Genomic DNA, 18,954 nt, shown 5'->3' with positions numbered 1-18,954 from the left:
GGAGGCCCCGTCAGGCCCTGTTTCGGCCTCTGGAGCGTCCCCCGGAGAGGGTAGCTGGAGAAGGAGAATGAGTCACCGACGGTTGCTCTGCCTCTCCGCGTCTCATTCCTGCTTCTGTGGGGAGTGCTTCTCCTCTCTCATTCCTGAGCGGAGTACTTCTCCTCGGTGGCGGCCTTCGCGGGGCGCCACCAGTCCTCGTTGGCGCGGTACCAGTCGATGGTGGCGGCGAGTCCGGCGTCGAAGTCGGTGTAGCGGGGGCGCCAGTCGAGTTCGGTGCGCAGGCGGGTGGAGTCGATGGCGTAGCGGAGGTCGTGTCCGGCGCGGTCGGTGACGTGGTCGAAGGCGTCCTCGGGTTGTCCGAAGGCGGTGAGGATGCGGGTGACGACGTCGAGGTTGCTCTTCTCGCCGTCGGCGCCGATGAGGTAGGTCTCGCCGATCTCGCCGCGGTCGATGATGGCCCAGACGCCGGTGTTGTGGTCGTCGACGTGGATCCAGTCGCGGACGTTGGCGCCAGTGCCGTAGAGCTTGGGGCGGATGCCGTCGATGGCGTTGGTGATCTGGCGGGGGATGAACTTCTCGACGTGCTGGTAGGGGCCGTAGTTGTTGGAGCAGTTGGAGATCGTGGCGCGCACGCCGAAGGAGCGCACCCAGGCGCGCACGAGGAGGTCGCTGGCGGCTTTGGTCGAGGAGTAGGGGCTGGAGGGGTTGTAGGGGGTGTGCTCGGTGAAGCGCGCGGGGTCCTCGAGCTCGAGGTCGCCGTACACCTCGTCCGTCGAGATGTGGTGGTACCGCACGTCGTGCGCGCGCACCGCCTGCAGGAGCGCGAAGGTGCCGATGACGTTCGTCGCGAGGAAGGGCGTCGGGTCGTGCAGGGAGTTGTCGTTGTGCGACTCCGCGGCGAAATGAACCACCAGATCCGCGTCGGCGACCAGCCGGTCCACCAGCTCGGCGTCGGCGACGTCGCCCTCGACCAGCCGCACTCGGTCGGCGACGGGGGCGAGGGAGTCGCGGCTGCCCGCGTAGGTGAGCTTGTCGAGCACGGTGATCCGCGCGTCGGGACGCTCGCGCAGGGTGAGGTGGACGAAGTTGCTGCCGATGAAGCCGGCACCGCCGGTGACGAGGATCCGCACGGGTTCTCCTGGAGGTCGGGAAGGTCGGGGGAGGCCGGGCTCAGCGGCCCGCGTTCACGCCTTCGAGGCTGAGCAGGCGGTGGAGGTAGGCGCCGTATCCGCTCTTGACCAGCGGTGCGGCGAGCTCGGCGAGGCGGGTGTCGTCGATCCAGGAGTTGCGCCAGGCGATCTCCTCGATGCAGCCGATCTTGAACCCCTGCCTCTGCTCGATCACGCGCACGAACTCGGTCGCCTCGATCATGGAATCGAAGGTCCCGGTGTCGAGCCAGGCCGTTCCCCGGTCGAGGACCTGGACGTTCAGCCGCCCCGCCTCGAGGTAGCGCTCGTTGATCGTCGAGATCTCGAGCTCGCCGCGGGCCGAGGGCGTGATCGTCTTCGCGATCGCCACGACGTCGTTGTCGTAGAAGTAGAGGCCGGGAACGGCGTAGTTGCTCCGCGGCTGCTCGGGCTTCTCCTCGATGGAGACGGCTCGGAAGTGCTCGTCGAACTCGACGACCCCGTAGGCGCGCGGGTCGGCGACCTGGTAGGCGAAGATGACGGCGCCCTCGATCGTGGTGTTCGCCGCGAGGGCGGTGCCCAGGGCGGTGCCGTGGAAGATGTTGTCGCCCAGGACCAGGGCGACGGACTCGTCGCCGATGAACTCCTCGCCGATCAGGAACGCCTGCGCGAGCCCGTCGGGGGAGGGCTGCACGGCGTACTCGATCCGCATGCCCAGGCTCGACCCGTCGCCCAGCAGGGCGCGGAACTGGTCGTTGTACTCGGGGGTCGTGATCACGAGGACCTCGTCGATCCCGGCCATCATCAGCGTCGACAGCGGGTAGTAGATCATCGGCTTGTCGTAGATCGGCATCAGCTGCTTCGAGATGCCCTTGGTGATCGGCCACAACCGCGACCCCGAACCACCCGCGAGGACGATGCCCCTCATCGGAGCAGCCCCGGGTGAGGAGCGGCGGCGGGGGTCCGCTGCACCGCCGAGGGGAGCGTGAAGATCTGCGGGGAGAGGGTCACGGAGCCGACTCTATCGGCGGCGCCTCGGTGCCTCCGCATGCCGGTGCAGCGGGCGCGGAACCCGTGGCGGGGACTGACGGTCGAGCGACCGCTGCCGACGCGATCCGACTCCGTGAGCGGCGCGCACGCCGCCTCCGCGTCCGTATCGCGCCTCCCACTCGGAGGCCGCCGGGCACGGGGATAACTTCTCCGACGTCCGCGGCTCCGCCTGCCGCGACGGAGAGAGGTACCGCCCTGTGCACGAGGTCATAGACCAGCGGGACTCCGCGCTCCTTACGTCTCCCGGTCCCTGCCGCCGATTCCCCCTGACGGGGGGAGTCCGCCCGTGCTGACCATCGGGATCGTCGCCCTTGATGCCTGGCACGCGGCTCCGCTCGAGCGCGCCTGGCGCCGCCAGGGACACCGCGTGGTCGTGGTGACCGGTGACCCGGAGGGGTTCAGCGGGGCGGAGCTCCGCACCAGCGTGCTCGCCCGCTTCCTCGAGCCCGCCGGCCGGAGGGGCGCCGGGTCCGTCGGGCTCGCCGTCGTCACGCGCAGGGCCCGCCGACTGCTCGCCGCGGAGCGGCCCGACCTCGTGGTGGCTCTCCCGGGGACGGCCGTGGAGCTCGCCGGGCTCGCTCCGACGACCGTCCTCCTGGCCGACGACCTCCCGGCGCTCCCGCGCCTCCGGTTCGAGGAGGAGCGCCGCGGTGCTGTCGTCGTCACCCCGACGGAGCGGCTCGCGTCCGCCCTCGCGGGAACGGTCGTGCCCCTGGGCCTGCCGGACGCGTCGTTCCCGACACCGTCCGCCCCCGACGGGCCCCTCCGCTTCGCCGCCGTGGGAGCCTCCGGTCTCGACCGGGGCGCCGAGCGGCTCGATCTCCTCGCCCGGCTGGACGGCACCGAGTACGTCACCGTGATCGACGACGGCGGCGGCATCGCCGACGACCTCGCGTCGGGGCTGCGCTCCGTCGGCGAGCAGGACCGCGACGGCGTCGTCGAGGTGCTCCGCCACTCCCACGTGTACGCCCACCTGACGCCGTCGACGACCGGCGCGGCCGCCGGACTCGACGCGCTGGCGAGCGGGCTGCCGGTCCTCGCGATCGAGTCGAGCGTCCTGGCCGATCTCTGCGCGGCGGGGGCGGGCGTGGTCCTCTCCGACGACGCGACGCGCGAGGAGTACGAGGACGCCCTCCATCGGCTCCGGCGCGAGTGGACGGCTCTCTCCCGGGGAGCCGCCGAGCTCGCGCGGGAGCGCCCGTGGTCCGTCGCGGCCGAGGAGATCCTCGCCCTCGCGGAGGGACGCGTCCGTGTCGCCTGAACCGGTCCCGGCTGTCGGCGCCTCCGCCGACGCGATGCTGCCGAACGCCGTCGCCCTGCGCCTGGCCGCCGTGCTGGTGCAGTACACCCTGCGGACGCACGGCGTCCGCAGCCTCGTGGTGAAGGGCGAGGGTCTGCACCGCCAGGGGATCCGCGCGCCGATGACGTCGGCCGACGTCGACCTCTGGGTCGACCCCGAGCGCTTCGACGAGGCTCTCGGGCTGCTCGCCTCGATGGGCTGGCGCCGCCGCGCCGAGGCTCTCAGCTGGACGCTCTTCGTCGACCACTCGATCACGCTCGTCCACCCCTCGTGGCCGTGCGACGTCGACGTCCACCGCTCCTTCCCGGGTGCCTTCGAGGAGGAGCGGATCGTCTTCGACCGCCTCTGGGCGGCCGCCGAGGATCTGCCGCTGAGCGACGAGACCCTGCGGATCCCCGGACGCGCGCACCACCTCGTGCTGCACGCCCTGCACCAGCTGCGCAGCGCGCGCTCCGCTTCGGCGACCACGGCGCTGGCGGTTCTGAAGGCGCACGGCGCCGGCCTTCCGAGCGAGGAGCGCGAGGCGATCCGCGACGCGGCCGTCGAGCTCGGCGCGCAGACGCCGATGACGGAGCTCCTCACCTCCTGGGGAGTCCCCTCCGCGCCCGAGGAGCGCTACCGGCACGCCCAGACTCTCTGGGACGTGCGCCGCAGCTCCGACCGGCACACCTTCAACTGGCTGCACGCCGTGGCGTCCGCTCCCTGGCGCCTGAAGGGAGGCCTGCTGCTGAGAGCCGCCTTCCCCACCCGCGCGGATCTCGAGGCGAGCCATCCCGAGGCGACGACGGTCCGGCGTCGGCTCCGGCTCCGGGGGGAGCGGACCCTGCGGGCGCTCCGAGGCCTCCCCTCCGCCCTCACCGGTTTCGCCCGGGTGGCGCTGAGCGGCCGCAGCGAGGAGCAGGGCCCGGCGTCCTCGTTCGAGGCGATCGCGGTGGCCACGGCGCCGGTGAGCGACCTCCCGGCCTCGTCCGACCCCGCGGCGAGCGCCGTGCATCCGGTGGAGGCCTCCGCCGAGGCGCAGGGTGGCAGCGCGCCGCCGGCGCAGCGCTTCGCCGTCGAGCGCACGGACCGTCAGGTCTACGTGCTCGACCTGTCCCGCCCGTCGGTGCCCCCGATCGTGCTCTCGCTGAGCGCCGCCTCGGTCTTCGAGGCCGCGATCCGGCAGCGCCGGCCCCGGGACGAGGTCGTCGACCTCCTCGCCGATCACTACGACGTCGACCCCGGGACGATGGGCCGCGACGTCGACGCCGTCCTGGCCGAACTCGACGTCCGCTTCCCGGGCGCGGTTCCCGACGGGGCACTCTCATGAGGGCCGCCCGTTCCCGATCCCTGCGGATCCTGCACGTCCTCGACTCCTTCGAGGACGGGGGCGCGCAGCGTGTGGCCCTCTCCCTGGGTGCGTGGAGCCGCGAGCACGGCTGCGAGACCGCCTACTGGGGGCGTCCCGGGCCGCTCAGCGACCGCGCCGCGCAGGAGTCGCCCGTCTTCGTGGTGCCGAGACCCGGACAGGGCTTCGCGGCCGATCTGCGCGAGATCGCACTCGCCGTCCGCCGGTTCCGCCCGCACGTCCTGCACGCCCACCAGCGCCGCGAGGCTCTGCTGGCCCTCCTCGTCGGCGCCGCGCTCGGTGTCCCCGTGGTCGAGCACGCGCACACCGAGCTGCCCGGGATCGACCGTCGAGCGCTCTCCTTCCGCTCCCGGCGGGTGTTCGCCGTCTCCGCCTCCGTGGGGCGGATGGTCGTCGAGGGCTACGGCCGCCCGCAGGAGCGCGTCGTGGTCACCGGCAACGCCCCGGCGAACGTCACCGCGGAGCCCGCGCTCGCGCCGGAACTCGCCGAGCCGGTCGTCCGCGTCCTCGGCATCGGGCGGCTCGCGGAGCAGAAGGACCCGATCCGCTTCCTCGCGGCAGTCGAGGCCCTCGCCCGGGTCCGGCCCGTCACCGGCACCTGGCTCGGCGACGGTCCGATGCTGCCGGTGCTGCGCGAGCGAGCCCGGGGGGCCGGAGTGGTCGACTTCGCCGGTCCGTCGGCGGACGTGACCGGAGCGCTGGACGCGGCGCACCTCCTCCTGTCGACCTCGCGGTGGGAGGGGACTCCGCTCGTGATGCTGGAAGCGATGGCACGCCGTCGCCCGGTCGTGGCGACCGACGTCGGCGGTGTGGGTGAGTTGCTCGCCGACGGTCGGGGCCTCCTGCTCCCCGCCGACGCCGACGGGGAGCGGATCGCCGAGCTCGTCGCCGCCGCTCTGGAGCGACCCGAGGGGCTCCTGATGCAGGCCGACCGCGCGAAGGCGTGGGTGGACGAGGCCGCCTCGCCCGACGCCGTCTTCGGACCCGTCGTCGCCGCCTACCGCGAGCTCGGGGGCCGACGGTGAGCGGGGGCGTGCACTCGGTGACCGTCGTGGCTCCCTGCTACAACGCGATCGCCCGGCTCGACGGCTTCCTCGCGCGGCTCGCACTCACTCTCGGACCGGGGACGCGGGTCGTCCTCGTCGACGACGCGTCCTCGGACGGCACGGCGGAGGTGCTCGAGAAGTGGGCCGAGGGACGCGAGGACGCCCGGGTCCTGCTCCTCGAGCAGAACGGCGGCGTCGCTGCCGCCCGGAACCGCGCCCTCGACGGCATCGACTCCGAGTTCGTCTGGTTCGTGGACGTCGACGACGAGTGGGACACGGAGATCCTCCGGACCCTCACCGCCGAGGCCGAGCGGACGGCGGCCGACGTCGTCGTCTGCCGGGCGCTCTACCGCACCCGGCAGTCGACCTCCGGACGCGTGATCGACGGTCTCGACCGACGCGAACTGGTCTCGTCCGAACTCGCTCTCGAGCGGATGGCGTCCGGGCGCCTGCACGGCTTCCTCTGGAACAAGCTCTTCCGCCGCGCCGTCCTGCAGGAGGAGCTCTTCCCGCGCTTGAGCTCCCAGTCCGACTTCGTCGGCGTGCTGCGGGCGGTCCAGGCGTCGGAACGGGTGCTCTTCGTGCCGGAGATCCTCTACTCCTACGTCTACACGGCGTCCTCGATCACCCGTCGGCGCGACCCGGACCTCCGGAACCTCCTGGTCTGCGCCGAGGAGATGCGCGCGGCGCTCGCCCGAACGTTCGAGGATGTGCCGCGCCCGCTGTCGGACTGGTTCACGACCTGGTTCTACGCCGTCCCCGTCGCGCTCACCCCGATCCGCCAGAACTCCGACGCGGCGCTCGTCGAGACCGGCGTCCGGCTCGGGTCCGAGGCGCTGCGCGACGTCCGCGTGCTCCGCTCCGCGCGGTCGCCGCGGCTGCTCGTCCTGGGGCTGGTGCTCAAGCACGTCCCCGCCGCCTTCACGGCGCTCAGCCGGATCCTCTACGCCGTGCACGACACCCGCCGCCGGCTCTCCGATCGGAGGAGCACCCGGTGGACGACGTGACCGTCCCCGTGCAGGCGGCCGCGACCGGCCCCTTCCGCACACCAGCTCCGTTCCCTCCCTCCCGCACCGACCCCCGAGGAGCACCGGCATGACCTCCTACATCACCGGCCGCATCGAGCGGATGCCGGCCAGCATCACCACGCTCGACGAGGCGGCGGAGGCCGTGCTCGAGCTGTCCCGGAGCGGCCGCGACGAGCTGGTCGTCACGCCGAACACCGACCACTTCGTGCGCTGGAAGCACTCCGGCGAGTTCCGGCGGTACTACGGCCGGGCGTCCCTCGTGGTGCTCGACGGGGCGCCTCTGGTCTGGCTGGCCCGCTCGTACGGCCACCGCACGGCGAGCCGCGTGACGGGCATCGACCTCTTCACCGAGGTCTGCCGCCGCGCGGCGCTCGAGGGTGCGCCGGTCGCTCTCATCGGCGGACGCCCCGGAGTCGGCGATCGCGCAGCCGCCGAGCTGCAGCAGCGCTTCGCCGGGCTCCAGGTTCCGGTCGTCGTCTCGCCGGAGCCGGCCGAGCTCGCGGACGACGCCTACCTCGCCCGCCTCTCCTCGACTCTGCGCACGGCCAACGTCCGCATCGTCGCGCTCTGCCTCGGCTCCCCCAAGCAGGAGGAGGTTCGCGAGCGCCTGCTCGTCGTCGGCGGCACGGGAGCGGTGTGCCTCGGCGTCGGCGCCGCCGTGGACTTCCTCGCCGGCGAGATCCCGCGGGCGCCGCTCGTGGTGCAGCGCCTCGGCCTCGAGTGGGCGCACCGGCTCAGCCGGGAGCCCGGCAGGCTCTGGCGGCGCTATCTGGGCGACGCCGTGCGGGTGCTGCCGAGCGTGGTCGCGGCCCTCCGCTACCGGGTGCGCCGTGCCGTCCGCTGAGCACGCGGGCGGCGTCGCCGGCGAGAGGCCGCTGGTCCTGGTCTGGAAGCGCGCGTGGCTGCAGGACTCCGAGACGTTCGTCCGCAATCAGATGCACGGACTCGAGCGCTGGCGCGCCCTCGGAGTGGGCCTCGAGCGCACCGGCTCGGGCGTCCTCCACGACCGCACGGACATCGTCCTGCACGATCCGATCACCCCTCGCGGGCGGCGGTCCCTCCTCCTGCGATGGCTCGGAGTGTCACGACGGCTCGACGCGATCGTCGATGAGCACCGGCCCGCCCTCATCCATGCACACTTCCTCATCGACGCCGTCTCCATCGCCCGGTACGCACGGAGGAGGCGCCTTCCGCTCGTCGTGACGGGGCACGGCTACGACGTGACCAGCTGGCCGCTCGCGACCGGAGCTCCGCGCCTGCTCCGACCCCTCGCCCGAGCTCACCGCGCCCTCGAGGCCCGCACCGTCTTCCGTACCGCGCACGCGGTGATCGGCGTGTCCCGCTTCATCACCGACGGGCTCCTGCGCCTGGGGGCGGACCCGCGGCGCACCGGAGTGGGCTACATCGGCGTCCCGACCTCCCGCCCCGAGGCCGCACCGGCTGCGGAGCGCGCGGGAATCGTCTTCGTCGGACGCCTCACCGACAAGAAGGGCGTTCCGGATCTGCTCGAGGCGTTCGCCGCCCTCCCCGGACCGATCCGGGACGTCCCCCTGACCGTCGTCGGCGACGGCCACCTGCGGGAGGCGCTCGTCGAGCAGGCGGCGCGGCTGGGCCTGCAGGTGACCTTCACCGGCTCCCTGCCCCCCGCCGAGGTCGCCCGCATCCTCGCCGGCGCCGCGGTCTTCTGCGCACCGTCGCGGACCGCGGCGACAGGCGACTCCGAGGGCTTCGGCATGGTCTTCCTCGAGGCCGCGCTCGCAGGCGTCCCCGTCGTCTCGTACCGCCACGGCGGCGTCCCGGAGGCGGTCCAGGACGGCGTCACCGGGCTGCTCGTCCCGGAGGGGGACGTGCCCGGCCTGACCGGGGCGCTCGCCGCCCTGCTCCGGGACCCGGACCGCGCGACGCGGATGGGCGCGGCCGGGCGGGAGCGCGTGCTCGCCTCGTTCGACCTCGCCGAGCGGATCCGCGACCTAGAGGACCTCTACGACCGGACGGCCGGGCGGTCAGCGTCGACGACGGACGGAGATCGCGGATGAGCCGCGCCGAGCACCGCGCCGACGATCCGCGACCTGGCCTCCGTCCGGCCTCCGCCGGGCGGGAAAGGTGAGCCTGCGCCGGAGCACCGTCGACGCGACCGCCTGGACGGCGGTCTCGTTCGCCGTCGCGCTCGTCGTGCAGCTCGGGCAGTTCGCGCTCCTGGCGAGACTGCTGGACCCCTCCGAGATGGGGATCATCGCGATCGTCGCCCTGCTCAACGCGTTCGTCGACATCTTCCTCGGCATGGGGGTCGCCCAGGCGATCATCCAGCGCCGGCGGGCGACCAGCTTCGAGCTCTCGTCGGTCTTCTGGCTCAACCTCTCCGTCGGGCTCCTGGTCACCGTCGCCGTCCTCCTGGGTGCCGCACCGATCGCCTCCCTGCTCGGGTCCGCCGCCGCGGCGCCGGTCCTCACCGTCGCCTCGCTCGTGTTCGTGGGCAGCGCAGCCGGGCAGGTGCCGAGAGCGGTGCTCGAGAAGGGGATCCGGTTCCGAGCGGTCGCCGTGTCCGAGACGATCGCTCTCGTCGGCGGCTTCGCCGTGACGGTCTGCCTCGCGGTCTCGGGCGCGGGGGCGCTCTCCTACGCGTGGGGGCTCGTCGCGACCGCGGCTCTGCGCTCCGTGCTCGCCCTCGTGCAGGCCCGCCGCTGGTTCCGGCTGCGGTTCCGGTTCCGGATCCGCGAGACCGCCCGCTTCCTCTCCTTCGGCGTCTTCCAGACCCTCGACGGCATCGTCAACTACCTGGGCTCGAACGCCGGCTCGCTCGCGATCGGCCGCCTGCTCGGACCGGCCCAGCTGGGCGGGTACACCCTGGGATACAACCTCGCCGTGAACCTCCCCGCGAGGGTCAACCCGATCGTGACGCGGGTGATGTTCCCGGTGTTCTCCTCGATCCAGCACGACCGCGAGCGCGTCGCGCGGAACCACCTCCGCGTCACCGCGGTGCTCAGCATGGCGAGCATCCCGCCGCTGATGCTGGTGGCGCTGCGCTCCGAGGAGATCGTGCGGCTGTTCTACGGACCCGGCTGGGGCTGGATCGCGGGCATGACGAGCGCGCTGACGGTGGTGGGCGCGGTGCGGGCCATCGGCAACCCGGTCGGCTTCATCCTGATGGCGATGGACCGGGTGCGGTTCGGGCTGGTCGTGAACATCGCGAAGACCGCGATCACGATCCCGATGATCGTCGGCGGGGGAGTGCTGTTCGGACTCGACGGCTTGATCGGCGGGCTGCTGCTCTCGAGCGCTCTCGGCTTCGCCGTCACCTGCGCCGTGCTGCGGGTGGTGCTCGGAGTGCGCCTCGGCGCGTTCCTGCGCGCGTGCGCCGCGGGGCCGCTGCTCGCCGCACCGATGGCGATCGTGCTGCTCCTGCTCCGCCTGCTCCCCGAGGGCGCGCCCCTGCGGTTGCTCCCGGTGGAGCTGGCGCTCGCGGGCCTCGTGCTGGGAGCGACCGCCCTCCTGGCGCCGGGGCGCGACATCGCCGAGGCGCGATCGCTCGTCCTGTCGCGACTGCCCGCCCGGCTCCGGCTCGGCTCCGCCGCCCCGGTCGAGGTCGCCGTGGTGCTGGCCGCCGAGGAGCGCTTCGACGGCAGCGGGGGAGCCGTGGCGACCTGGGTCCGCGAGACGGTGTCCCGGTCCTCGCTCCGGATCGCCGTGCACGCGCCGTGGTCGTCGGCGTCACCGGGCGTGGACGTCCGGCCGCACCGCCTGTACCGGCGGATCTACGCGGTCCAGCGGCGCGCGGCACTCCTCCTGGCGCGTCGGCGCGACAGCGACCCGGGCGCCGAGCTGCGTCGGCTGTCCTTCGGTGGCCGCTTCTGGCTGCTGGTGCTCGCTCCGTCGCTGCGCCGTGTCCCGACGGTCTGGATCCACAACCGCCCCCGCTACGCCGTGCGCCTGCGCCGCCTGGGTTACCGGGGGCGGATCGTCGCACACCTGCACAACGACCTGCTCGATCACCTGCCGCCCGATCCCGCCGCGGCCCGGCGCTACCTCGACGCGGTCGACGAGTGGATCTTCTGCAGCGAGTTCCTGCGCGCCCGAGCGGTCGACCGGTACGGCCTGATCGCCACAGCCGTCCTGTACAACGGGGTCGTCCCTCCGCCCGAGGTCCCGCCGGCGCCGCTCGGCGGTACTGCGGAGGCGGTCTTCGCCGGGAGGCTGGTGGCCGAGAAGGGAGCCCGCGAGGCCGTCGAGATCGTGAGGCGGATGCGGAGCGAGCACGGCGCCGATCTGCGGCTGGTCATCGCCGGCGCATCGGGCCTCGGGGACGACGCGACGCCCACCCCGTACGTCCGAGCGCTCGACGAGGCAGTCGCCACCCTGCCCGGCGTCGTGCGCCGGCTCCCGTTCCTCCGGCACGAGGACCTGCTGGAGCTGTTCGGCTCCTCGGCGCTCCTGCTCTACCCCTGCCGCTGGGACGAGCCGTTCGGGATGGTGGTGGTGGAGGCGCTCTCGCGGGGGATCCCCGTCGTGACGGTCGAGCGCGGAGGCCTCCCCGAGATCCTGCGCACCTCCGACGGAGTGGTCGACGGATCCGTCCTCGTCCCGCCGGGCACGGAGGAGGAGGTCGCGGACGCCGTCCTCGCGGAGCTCCCCGCCCTCATCGCCTCGCTGCGCGATCCCCGGCGACGCGCGGAGGTCGCTGCGGCGTCGCGGCGCCGAGCGGCGGACTTCGGCTGGCCGGGCATCGCCCGCCGCGCGGACGAGCTGCTGGCACACCCCCGCGACTGAGGCGGGGCCGCCGCGCGCACGCGGATCGACGTTCCGCGCCAAGCCCGTCGAGGCTCGTGCCGCGCGATTAGTGTCGGCGCGACATGCCACCTGCATCCCCTCTCCCGCCCGCGTCCGCCGACGCCACCGCCTCTCCCGTGCTGCTCGATCCGCCTCCCGCCCCGGACCGGCGCCCGCGGACGACCCTCCCGCCGCGAGAGGTCGGCCCGTCGTCCCGGAATCGGCGCGCCGCTCCTCCGCTCCGCCAGACGGAGGCCGCCACCGGCACCTCCGCGGAACGGCTCTGACATGGGCCGCCACGCCGACGACGCCCTCCTCCGCCGCCCGACCGCCTCTCGTCCCTCCGTCATCGCCGCGACCCGCGTCACCGACGCTCCGGAGACCCGCGGGCGGCCGTCGCGCGCGCCGGCGGATCCCGCTCAGCGGCGGCACGAGCGGATCGTCCTCGTCTTCCTCGCGGTGCTCCTGGCGCTGAGCGTCGTGCAGCTCTACACCCTGGGCCCCGTCACCGCTCCGGTCGCCTGGAGCCTGCTCTTCCTCCCGTACTCCGTGGCTCGGCTGCGCGGCGGGCGGATCGACCGGTTCGTGGTCGTGGTCCTCCTCGTGATCGCCGGCACCCTCTTCGCGCTCACCTACTCCGGAGCACGCGCGGCCGCGCTGCGCGACGTGGTCTCCGTCGTCTCCTTCCTCACTCCGTACCTGGCCGTCCGCGGGCTCGGCGACGGCGCCTGGCGTGTCGTCGGCCGCGCCCTCAACTGGGCGGCGCCCGTGTTCCTCCTCCAGGTGACGCTCACGATCCTCTTCCAGCTCGATCCCGTGCAGGAGACCGCCTACCTCCGGTGGCCGGACGCGGTGCTGTTCTCCGACATCTACGTGCGGGACATCTTCACGACGTCCTTCAACAACGTCCTGCAGGAGAAGTCGGGAGGGTTCTTCCTCAACGGCAACATCGCCTCGATGTACATGGCCACGACCGGCGCGCTGGCCTTCGCCGTCTGGAGACGGCAGCGGGGGAGGCTCCTCCTGCTCGTCGCCGTCGCCGGGCTGGTCGGCGCCCTCTTCACGCTGTCCAAGACCGCGATCGTCCTCGCGATCGTCCTGCCCCTGCTGGTCGCCGCGATCCGCGGACTCAAGGGACGCAGCCTCGGTCCGGTCGCTTGGATGATCACCATCCCCTCCGGGATCACGGCCGTGTACGCCGTCGCCGTGTCCTTCCCTCAGCTGGCGGAGGCGGGCCTGCTCACGCTCGGGGCCCGCGGCGACTTCCTGCGCCTGGCTGCGAGTGCGTTCCCCGACAACTGGCTGCTGGGGCTGGGGTACGGCGGATGGCAGGAGCTGTGGCTGGCGCGCGGGTCGCAGTTCACCCAGCACAGCGAGCCGCGCCCGCCTCACAACCTCCTCGTCACCGCGTGGACCAACGGCGGGCTCCTGATCGCGCTCCCCGTCCTCGCGTTCCTCCTCCTCGCCGCCGTCGCCGTCGTGCGCCTGCTCCTCCGGGTCGCCCGGAACGAGGCCGTCGCCGTCGGGGCGCTCGCCGTCGCCGTCCTCTGGACGTTCCTGCACGGGATGGCCGACAACACCACCTGGTTCGGCGATCAGCACTCGCTCGCGACGCTCGCCGTCTCCGTGGCGCTCGTGGGCGTCCTGTCGGCGGAGGCGCCCGCCACGCCGGGCCGAGTGCCTCACGGAAGCGCTCCGGCGGCCTCGGCCGGCGCGGGTCGGGCGCCGCTGCGACGGCCGCCGAGCCCCGGCCTCGGGCGGCGCTGACGCGACCGCCGCGCCGCAGCCGGTCCGGACACGGACCGCGCCGGTATCATCGACCCGTTATGGCACGCATCTACGACTGCTCCGTCGACACGGACCTCCTGACCGGCACCCGTCTCGCGCGGACGGCCATCGGCCGCGGCGAGCTCGTGGTGATCCCCACCGACACCGTCTACGGCGTCGCGGCCAACGCGTTCGACGCCGCCGCGGTCCAGCGCCTGCTCGACGCGAAGGGACGGACGAGGCAGTCGCCGCCGCCCGTCCTGATCGGGGACGTGGCCGCCCTCGACGCCCTCGCCGAGAACGTGCCGGAGGCGGTGCGCGACCTCGCGCGCGAGTTCTGGCCCGGCGGGCTCACCGTCGTCCTGCACGCCCAGCCCTCACTCGTCTGGGACCTGGGCGAGACGCGCGGGACCGTGGCGCTGCGCATGCCGGACAACCCGGTGACGATCGAGCTCCTCGCCGAGACCGGCCCGCTGGCGGTCTCCTCCGCCAATCGCACGGGGCAGCCCTCGGCCACGACCGCACAGGAGGCGTTCGACCAGCTCGGCGACTCCGTCGACGTCTATCTCGACGCCGGCGCCGCCGGATCGCGCTACAGCGACCGCCCCGCGGGCGCCAGCGAGTCCTCGACGATCGTCGACGCGACAGCGCTGAGCTTCGAGGGCGGCACCCTGCGCATCCTGCGCCAGGGCGTCGTGTCGGCCGAGCGGATCCGCGAGGTCGTCGGAGACCTGCTGCCGGATCCGGACGCGCCTCGTGCCGAGACGTCGGAGCCCGACGCCTCCACGGCCGGCGCGGCGCAGGCCGGGTACCAGCAGGAGCCCGCCGAGACCGCGACCGGCAGCGACCCGTACGCCTTCGAGCGGACCCCGACCGCGCGCCCCGACTGGGCCTCCGGCGCCCGCCTGCAGGACGACTCCGCTCCCGGCGATTCTGCGCCCGTCGATTCCGCCGATGCGACGGACCCTGGCTCGTCGAGCACGAACGCGCCGACGACCGGCACCGGCGCCGCCCGCACCGACTCCGCTCCGGGTGAGTAACCGGTGATCACCTTCGCCCTCGTCTCGCTCGCGGTCGCGCTCGTGACCGGAGCGCTGTCGTGGGTCATCTGGAAGCTGAGCCTGAAGTACCGGCTCTACCCGAAGATCCGCGTCAGGGACATGCACACGCGGCCGACCCCCCGCCTGGGCGGCATCGCGATGTTCCTCGGGATCCTCGTCGGCTTCGGCATCGCCTCCCAGCTGCCCTACTTCCGGCTCGTGTTCGCCAATCCCGAGCCGATCCTCGCGATCCTCGGCGCGAGCCTGCTCATCGTCCTCATCGGCGTCGCCGACGACATCTGGGACCTGGACTGGACCACGAAGCTGGCCGGTCAGCTGATCGCCGCCGGCCTGATCGCCTGGAAGGGCGTGCAGATCGTCTCCCTGCCGATCGGCGGCCTGACCGTCGGCTCGCCGTGGATGTCGCTGATCATCACCGTGCTCGCGATCGTCCTGGTCACCAACGCTCTCAACTTCATCGACGGCCTCGACGGCCTCGTGGCGGGCGTCGCCCTGATCGCCAACGGGGTCTTCTTCCTCTACAGCTACCTGCTGGTGCAGCAGACCTCGCCCACCGACTACTTCAACCTGGCCTCGCTCATCGCGGTCCTGCTCGTCGGCGCCTGCGCCGGATTCCTCCCCATCAACTGGCGTCCGGCGCGGATGTTCATGGGCGACAGCGGCGCACTGCTGATCGGGATGCTGATGGCCACCTCCGCGATCGCGGTCACCGGCCAGATCGACCCGGCCCAGCTCGCGGCGAAGGAGCTCCTGCCCGCGTTCATCCCGATCATCCTGCCGTTCGCGATCCTCGTGGTGCCGCTGATGGACTTCGGCCTCGCTGTGATCAGGCGCCTGCGCGCGGGAAAGTCGCCGTTCAGCGCCGACCGGAAGCACCTGCACCACCGCCTGCTCGACATGGGGCACTCCCACCTGCACGCCGTGCTGATCTTCTACGCGTGGACCGCCGTCGTCGCCGTCAGCTGCCTGCTGATGTTCGTGGTCGACGTGCTGTGGGTCCCGCTCGTCTTCCTCGGAGTCGGTCTGCTGGTCTGCACCGTCGTCACGCTCGCCCCGCTCAGCCGCCGCAAGCGGCTCGAGGCGGCGGCGCAGTCCGCGGAGGCCTCACCCGTCCTCGACCCCCTCGACCGCGCGTCCTCGACGGAGCTGCTCCGTCCGCCGGCCGGACTCCCGATCGACCGGGACACGACAGCGCCGACCACGGCGCGGAAGGAAGCATCATGACCGGAGCCTCCCCGGCCACCCCCCGTCCGCAGCCCGCGTCCGTCCCAGTCCTGCGCCGCGCGCTGGTCGTGGGCGGCCTCTTCGTGCTCGCCCTGGCCGTTCTCGGCACCGTCGTCGGCGGGATCGCCGCCGGGGGAGAGGGCGCGATCGGAGCCCTCCTCGGCGCGATCGTCGGCGGCGTGATGGTGCTCCTCACCGCCGCGAGCATCCTCGTCGCCAACCGCCTCGACATCGGCGGGTTCTTCGCCGTCGTCCTCGGCACGTGGCTCGCCAAGTTCGTGCTGTTCGTGATCGCCGCCCTGGTCCTGCGCGATCAGCCGTGGCTGAACAGCACCGCGATGTTCGTCACGATCATCGTCGCCGTCCTGGGGTCCCTGGTGATCGACGTCCTGGTCGTCTCGCGCTCGCGCATGCCGAACGTCAGCGACATCGCTCGATGAGGACAAGCCGAACGGTTCCTGAGAGGACCACGATTCGGCTCTCAGGCCGTTCTGTTGCTACAGTAGGGACGAATCCCGCAGGCGAACGTGTCCTCAGATCGTCTCATCGTTGATGGCGGTCGTCGAGCACGATCGCCGTCCGAGCGGAAAACCCCACCTTTCGTCGTCGCGAGAGCGTTGCGTCCGAATGATTCGATTCGGTCGGCTGCAACGTGCCACGCCCCGAATTCCAGGAGCTAGCGCTGTTTGCTAACGCTGTGACCCTGTTGGTCTCGTCCTCGACCGGTGAGAGTGACTTCCACACCCCGTCGATCTCCGAGTTCTTCCCGCCCGGTTTCCTCTTCGAGGGAACCCCTTTCGAGATCAACCGCGTCATGCTGGTCCGCTTCATCGCGGTCATCGCACTGATGCTGTTCTTCTGGCTCGGGACGCGCAAGCTGCGCCTCGTCCCCGGCCGCTTCCAGAACGTCGTCGAGCTCGCGTTCGACTTCGTCCGCGTCACCATCGCCAAGGACATCCTCGGCGAGAAGGACGCGCGCCGGTTCCTCCCGATCCTCGTGACGATTTTCTTCGCGATCATCTCGATGAACCTGACCGGCATCGTCCCGTTCCTGAACATCGCGGGGACCTCCGTGGTGGGCATGCCGCTCTTCCTCGGCCTGGTCGCCTACGTGACGTTCATCTACGCGGGCATCAAGGACCGGGGGATGGGCTTCTTCAAGAACGCCCTGTTCCCGCCCGGAGCGCCGTTCCTGATCTACTTCATCCTCACGCCGATCGAGCTGCTGCAGACGTTCATCATCCGTCCGCTCTCGCTCGCACTGCGGCTCGTGATGAACATGATCGTCGGCCACCTCCTGCTGGTGCTGTGCTTCTCGGCCACGCAGTTCTTCCTCTTCAGCTCCCAGATCGACCCGGGCTTCAAGCTCTTCGGCGTCGTGACCTTCGCCTTCGGCGGTGCGTTCACGCTCTTCGAGCTCCTCGTCGCCGTGCTGCAGGCCTACATCTTCACCCTCCTCGCTGCGGTCTACATCCAGTTGGCCGTCGCCGAGGAGCACTGACCCCACTACTCACGGGCTCCCGCCCGTTCTCACGATCACCCCACTGAAAGGACCCACTCGTGGACTCAGTCACCGTTCTCGCCGAACTCACCGGCAACATCGCGACGGTCGGTTACGGCCTCGCAGCGATCGGCCCCGGCATCGGTGTCGGCATCGTCGCGGGCAAGACCGTCGAGGCCATGGCGCGCCAGCCCGAGATGGCCGGCCGCCTCCAGACCACGATGTTCCTCGGCATCGCGTTCACCGAGGTGCTCGCGCTCATCGGCCTCGCCACCTACTTCATCTTCGCGGCGTAGTCGTGTTCAGCACCGCTGTGAACATCGCTGCGGAAGAAGGTGACGTCCCCGCGGTCATTCTGATCCCGGAGTTCTACGACTTCTTCTGGTCGGGGGTGATCTTCCTCATCCTGCTGTTCTTCTTCTGGAGGCTGGTCCTGCCGCGCCTGCAGAAGATGCTCGACGCGCGCTCCGCCGCGATCGAGGGGAACATCGCGAAGGCCGACGAGGCCCAGCGACAGGCTGAGGCCGCCCTCGAGAAGTACACCGCCCAGCTGGCCGAGGCCCGCGCCGAGGCCGGAGTGATCCGCGAGAAGGCGAACGCCGACGGCAACGCGATCGTGGCGGCGAAGAAGGAGCAGGCGCAGGTCGAGGCCGAGCGCATCCTCCACAACGCGCACGCCCAGATCGAGGCGGACCGTCAGGCCGCCGTGGTCTCGCTCCGCTCCGAAGTCGGAACCCTCGCCATCGACCTCGCCTCCGGCGTGATCGGCGAGAGCCTCAACGACGACGCGAAGGCGTCCGCGATCGTGGACCGCTTCCTCGCCGACCTCGAGGCCTCGGAGAAGGCGAACAACTGATGGGCAGCGCGTCCAGGCAGGCACTCGCATCGGCGAAGGCGGAGCTCTCCGCCCTCGCCGGTCAGGCGTCCCTCGACACGGCCCAGCAGCTCTTCGAGGCCGCACGGGTCATCGACGGCCAGGCGCAGCTGCGCGCGGCCCTGGCCGACCCGAGCGCCGACTCGAGCAGCAAGCAGGCTCTCGTCGCCCGCGTGTTCGGTCCCTTCGGCGAGCCGGCCAAGCGCCTGCTCACCGTGATCGTCGGCCACCGCTGGTCGAGCCCGAGCGACATGGTCGCCGGGGTCGAGGAGGTCGGGGTCCGCGCGATCGCGTCGTCCGCTCCGGAGGGCGTCAACCTCGAGAAGGAGCTCCACTCCTTCGGCGAGGTCGTCGCCTCCGACGCCCAGCTCGAGCTCGCGCTCGGCAGCAAGCTCGCCGCCGCCGACTCGAAGGTCGCGCTCGTGCAGCGCCTCCTCGAGGGCAAGGCCGCGGCCGAGACGCTGGCGATCCTCCGACAGCTGATCGCGCACCCGCGCGGTCGACGCATCCCGGAGCTCGTCCGCTTCGCAGCCGGCGTGGTCGCCGACCAGGGCGGGTTCATCCTCGCCACGGTCTCGGTCGCCGCACCGATCGCCCCCGAGCAGCTCGACCGGCTCCGCTCGGCGCTCACGCGCCAGTACAGCCGACCGGTCTCCGTCAACGTCGTGGTCGATCCCTCCCTCCTGGGCGGGATGCGCCTGCACGTCGGCGACGAGGTCATCGACGGAACCGTCTCCGCACGGCTGTCCGACCTGAAGCTCCAGCTCGCGTCCTGACGGGCGCACGTATCCTCAGAGGGCACTGCCCTCGACCCCCGCACCATCCAGGTCAGGCCCCGACGACCTCTTCGGCTCGCACGGACCC

The 18,954-nt window shown here is 72.1% G+C and carries 17 protein-coding genes; 15 read left to right on the top strand and 2 right to left on the bottom strand.

Going from position 1 to position 18,954, the window contains the following annotated elements; translation table 11 throughout:
* Positions 1-137 precede the first annotated feature (137 nt).
* Together rfbB and rfbA are read right to left on the bottom strand one after the other, a co-directional pair.
* Positions 138-1,130 (bottom strand): dTDP-glucose 4,6-dehydratase, encoded by a 993-nt coding sequence (rfbB, locus tag C5C55_RS01845; RefSeq protein WP_104232714.1) that lies wholly within the window; start codon positions 1,128-1,130, stop codon positions 138-140.
* 40 nt (positions 1,131-1,170) lie between these two features.
* Entirely contained in the window at positions 1,171-2,055 is an 885-nt protein-coding gene (rfbA, locus tag C5C55_RS01840; RefSeq protein WP_104232713.1) for a glucose-1-phosphate thymidylyltransferase RfbA, read from the bottom strand.
* A 408-nt stretch (positions 2,056-2,463) separates the two neighbouring features.
* Here rfbA and C5C55_RS01835 point away from each other — a divergent pair, with 408 nt between their 5' ends.
* From C5C55_RS01835 to C5C55_RS01765, 15 genes are all read left to right on the top strand, one after another.
* On the top strand, positions 2,464-3,438 hold the full coding sequence (locus C5C55_RS01835; protein WP_104232712.1) for a hypothetical protein: 975 nt from the start codon (positions 2,464-2,466) through the stop codon (positions 3,436-3,438).
* Positions 3,428-4,786 (top strand): PqqD family peptide modification chaperone, encoded by a 1,359-nt coding sequence (locus C5C55_RS01830; RefSeq protein WP_104232711.1) that lies wholly within the window; start codon positions 3,428-3,430, stop codon positions 4,784-4,786. Before C5C55_RS01835 ends, C5C55_RS01830 begins: the two co-directional genes overlap by 11 nt.
* A complete protein-coding gene (locus tag C5C55_RS01825; protein ID WP_104232710.1) occupies positions 4,783-5,850 on the top strand; it encodes a glycosyltransferase family 4 protein in 1,068 nt (355 codons plus the stop codon). The genes C5C55_RS01830 and C5C55_RS01825 overlap by 4 nt, the downstream gene beginning before the upstream one ends.
* A gap of 8 nt (positions 5,851-5,858) precedes the next feature.
* Complete coding sequence (locus C5C55_RS01820; protein ID WP_181067729.1) at positions 5,859-6,878, top strand: glycosyltransferase family 2 protein; 1,020 nt, start codon at positions 5,859-5,861, stop codon at positions 6,876-6,878.
* Positions 6,879-6,966: 88 nt separating this feature from the next.
* A complete protein-coding gene (locus tag C5C55_RS01815) occupies positions 6,967-7,743 on the top strand; it encodes a WecB/TagA/CpsF family glycosyltransferase (RefSeq protein ID WP_181067727.1) in 777 nt (258 codons plus the stop codon).
* Positions 7,730-8,935: a glycosyltransferase gene (locus C5C55_RS01810; protein ID WP_104232707.1), complete on the top strand. Its 1,206-nt coding sequence runs from the start codon at positions 7,730-7,732 to the stop codon at positions 8,933-8,935. The genes C5C55_RS01815 and C5C55_RS01810 overlap by 14 nt, the downstream gene beginning before the upstream one ends.
* A gap of 67 nt (positions 8,936-9,002) precedes the next feature.
* On the top strand, positions 9,003-11,663 hold the full coding sequence (locus C5C55_RS01805) for an MOP flippase family protein (protein WP_104232706.1): 2,661 nt from the start codon (positions 9,003-9,005) through the stop codon (positions 11,661-11,663).
* A gap of 288 nt (positions 11,664-11,951) precedes the next feature.
* Complete coding sequence (locus C5C55_RS01800) at positions 11,952-13,430, top strand: hypothetical protein (RefSeq protein WP_104232705.1); 1,479 nt, start codon at positions 11,952-11,954, stop codon at positions 13,428-13,430.
* 59 nt (positions 13,431-13,489) lie between these two features.
* The gene (locus tag C5C55_RS01795; protein WP_104232704.1) at positions 13,490-14,470 is read left to right on the top strand and encodes an L-threonylcarbamoyladenylate synthase; all 981 of its coding nucleotides are present in this window, start codon (positions 13,490-13,492) and stop codon (positions 14,468-14,470) included.
* Between the two features lie 3 nt (positions 14,471-14,473).
* Positions 14,474-15,715, top strand: a complete 1,242-nt coding sequence (locus C5C55_RS01790; RefSeq protein WP_181065442.1) for an MraY family glycosyltransferase — start codon at positions 14,474-14,476, stop codon at positions 15,713-15,715.
* The gene (locus C5C55_RS01785; RefSeq protein ID WP_104223021.1) at positions 15,712-16,155 is read left to right on the top strand and encodes a hypothetical protein; all 444 of its coding nucleotides are present in this window, start codon (positions 15,712-15,714) and stop codon (positions 16,153-16,155) included. Before C5C55_RS01790 ends, C5C55_RS01785 begins: the two co-directional genes overlap by 4 nt.
* Positions 16,156-16,412: 257 nt before the next feature.
* A complete protein-coding gene (gene atpB, locus C5C55_RS01780) occupies positions 16,413-17,216 on the top strand; it encodes a F0F1 ATP synthase subunit A (RefSeq protein ID WP_068254016.1) in 804 nt (267 codons plus the stop codon).
* Positions 17,217-17,275: 59 nt separating this feature from the next.
* Complete coding sequence (locus C5C55_RS01775; protein WP_055794702.1) at positions 17,276-17,512, top strand: ATP synthase F0 subunit C; 237 nt, start codon at positions 17,276-17,278, stop codon at positions 17,510-17,512.
* 2 nt (positions 17,513-17,514) lie between these two features.
* The gene (locus C5C55_RS01770; protein WP_244229449.1) at positions 17,515-18,072 is read left to right on the top strand and encodes a F0F1 ATP synthase subunit B; all 558 of its coding nucleotides are present in this window, start codon (positions 17,515-17,517) and stop codon (positions 18,070-18,072) included.
* A complete protein-coding gene (locus tag C5C55_RS01765) occupies positions 18,072-18,866 on the top strand; it encodes a F0F1 ATP synthase subunit delta (protein ID WP_104232703.1) in 795 nt (264 codons plus the stop codon). Before C5C55_RS01770 ends, C5C55_RS01765 begins: the two co-directional genes overlap by 1 nt.
* Positions 18,867-18,954: the final 88 nt, after the last annotated feature.

The organism is Rathayibacter sp. AY1C2 (assembly GCF_002931195.1).
In the GTDB taxonomy this organism is placed as follows: domain Bacteria; phylum Actinomycetota; class Actinomycetes; order Actinomycetales; family Microbacteriaceae; genus Rathayibacter.
Note: the sequence above shows the minus strand (reverse complement) of the source record. Positions and strands in the feature narration are given on the sequence as shown.

What these genes read in the sequence shown, in the direction of transcription:
- rfbA (WP_104232713.1), bottom strand. Translation starts at nt 2,055, where the DNA reads ATGAGGGGCATCGTCCTCGCGGGTGGTTCGGGGTCGCGGTTGTGGCCG.
- C5C55_RS01825 (WP_104232710.1), top strand. Translation starts at nt 4,783, where the DNA reads ATGAGGGCCGCCCGTTCCCGATCCCTGCGGATCCTGCACGTCCTCGAC.
- C5C55_RS01815 (WP_181067727.1), top strand. Translation starts at nt 6,967, where the DNA reads ATGACCTCCTACATCACCGGCCGCATCGAGCGGATGCCGGCCAGCATC.
- C5C55_RS01800 (WP_104232705.1), top strand. Translation starts at nt 11,952, where the DNA reads ATGGGCCGCCACGCCGACGACGCCCTCCTCCGCCGCCCGACCGCCTCT.
- C5C55_RS01795 (WP_104232704.1), top strand. Translation starts at nt 13,490, where the DNA reads ATGGCACGCATCTACGACTGCTCCGTCGACACGGACCTCCTGACCGGC.
- C5C55_RS01785 (WP_104223021.1), top strand. Translation starts at nt 15,712, where the DNA reads ATGACCGGAGCCTCCCCGGCCACCCCCCGTCCGCAGCCCGCGTCCGTC.
- C5C55_RS01765 (WP_104232703.1), top strand. Translation starts at nt 18,072, where the DNA reads ATGGGCAGCGCGTCCAGGCAGGCACTCGCATCGGCGAAGGCGGAGCTC.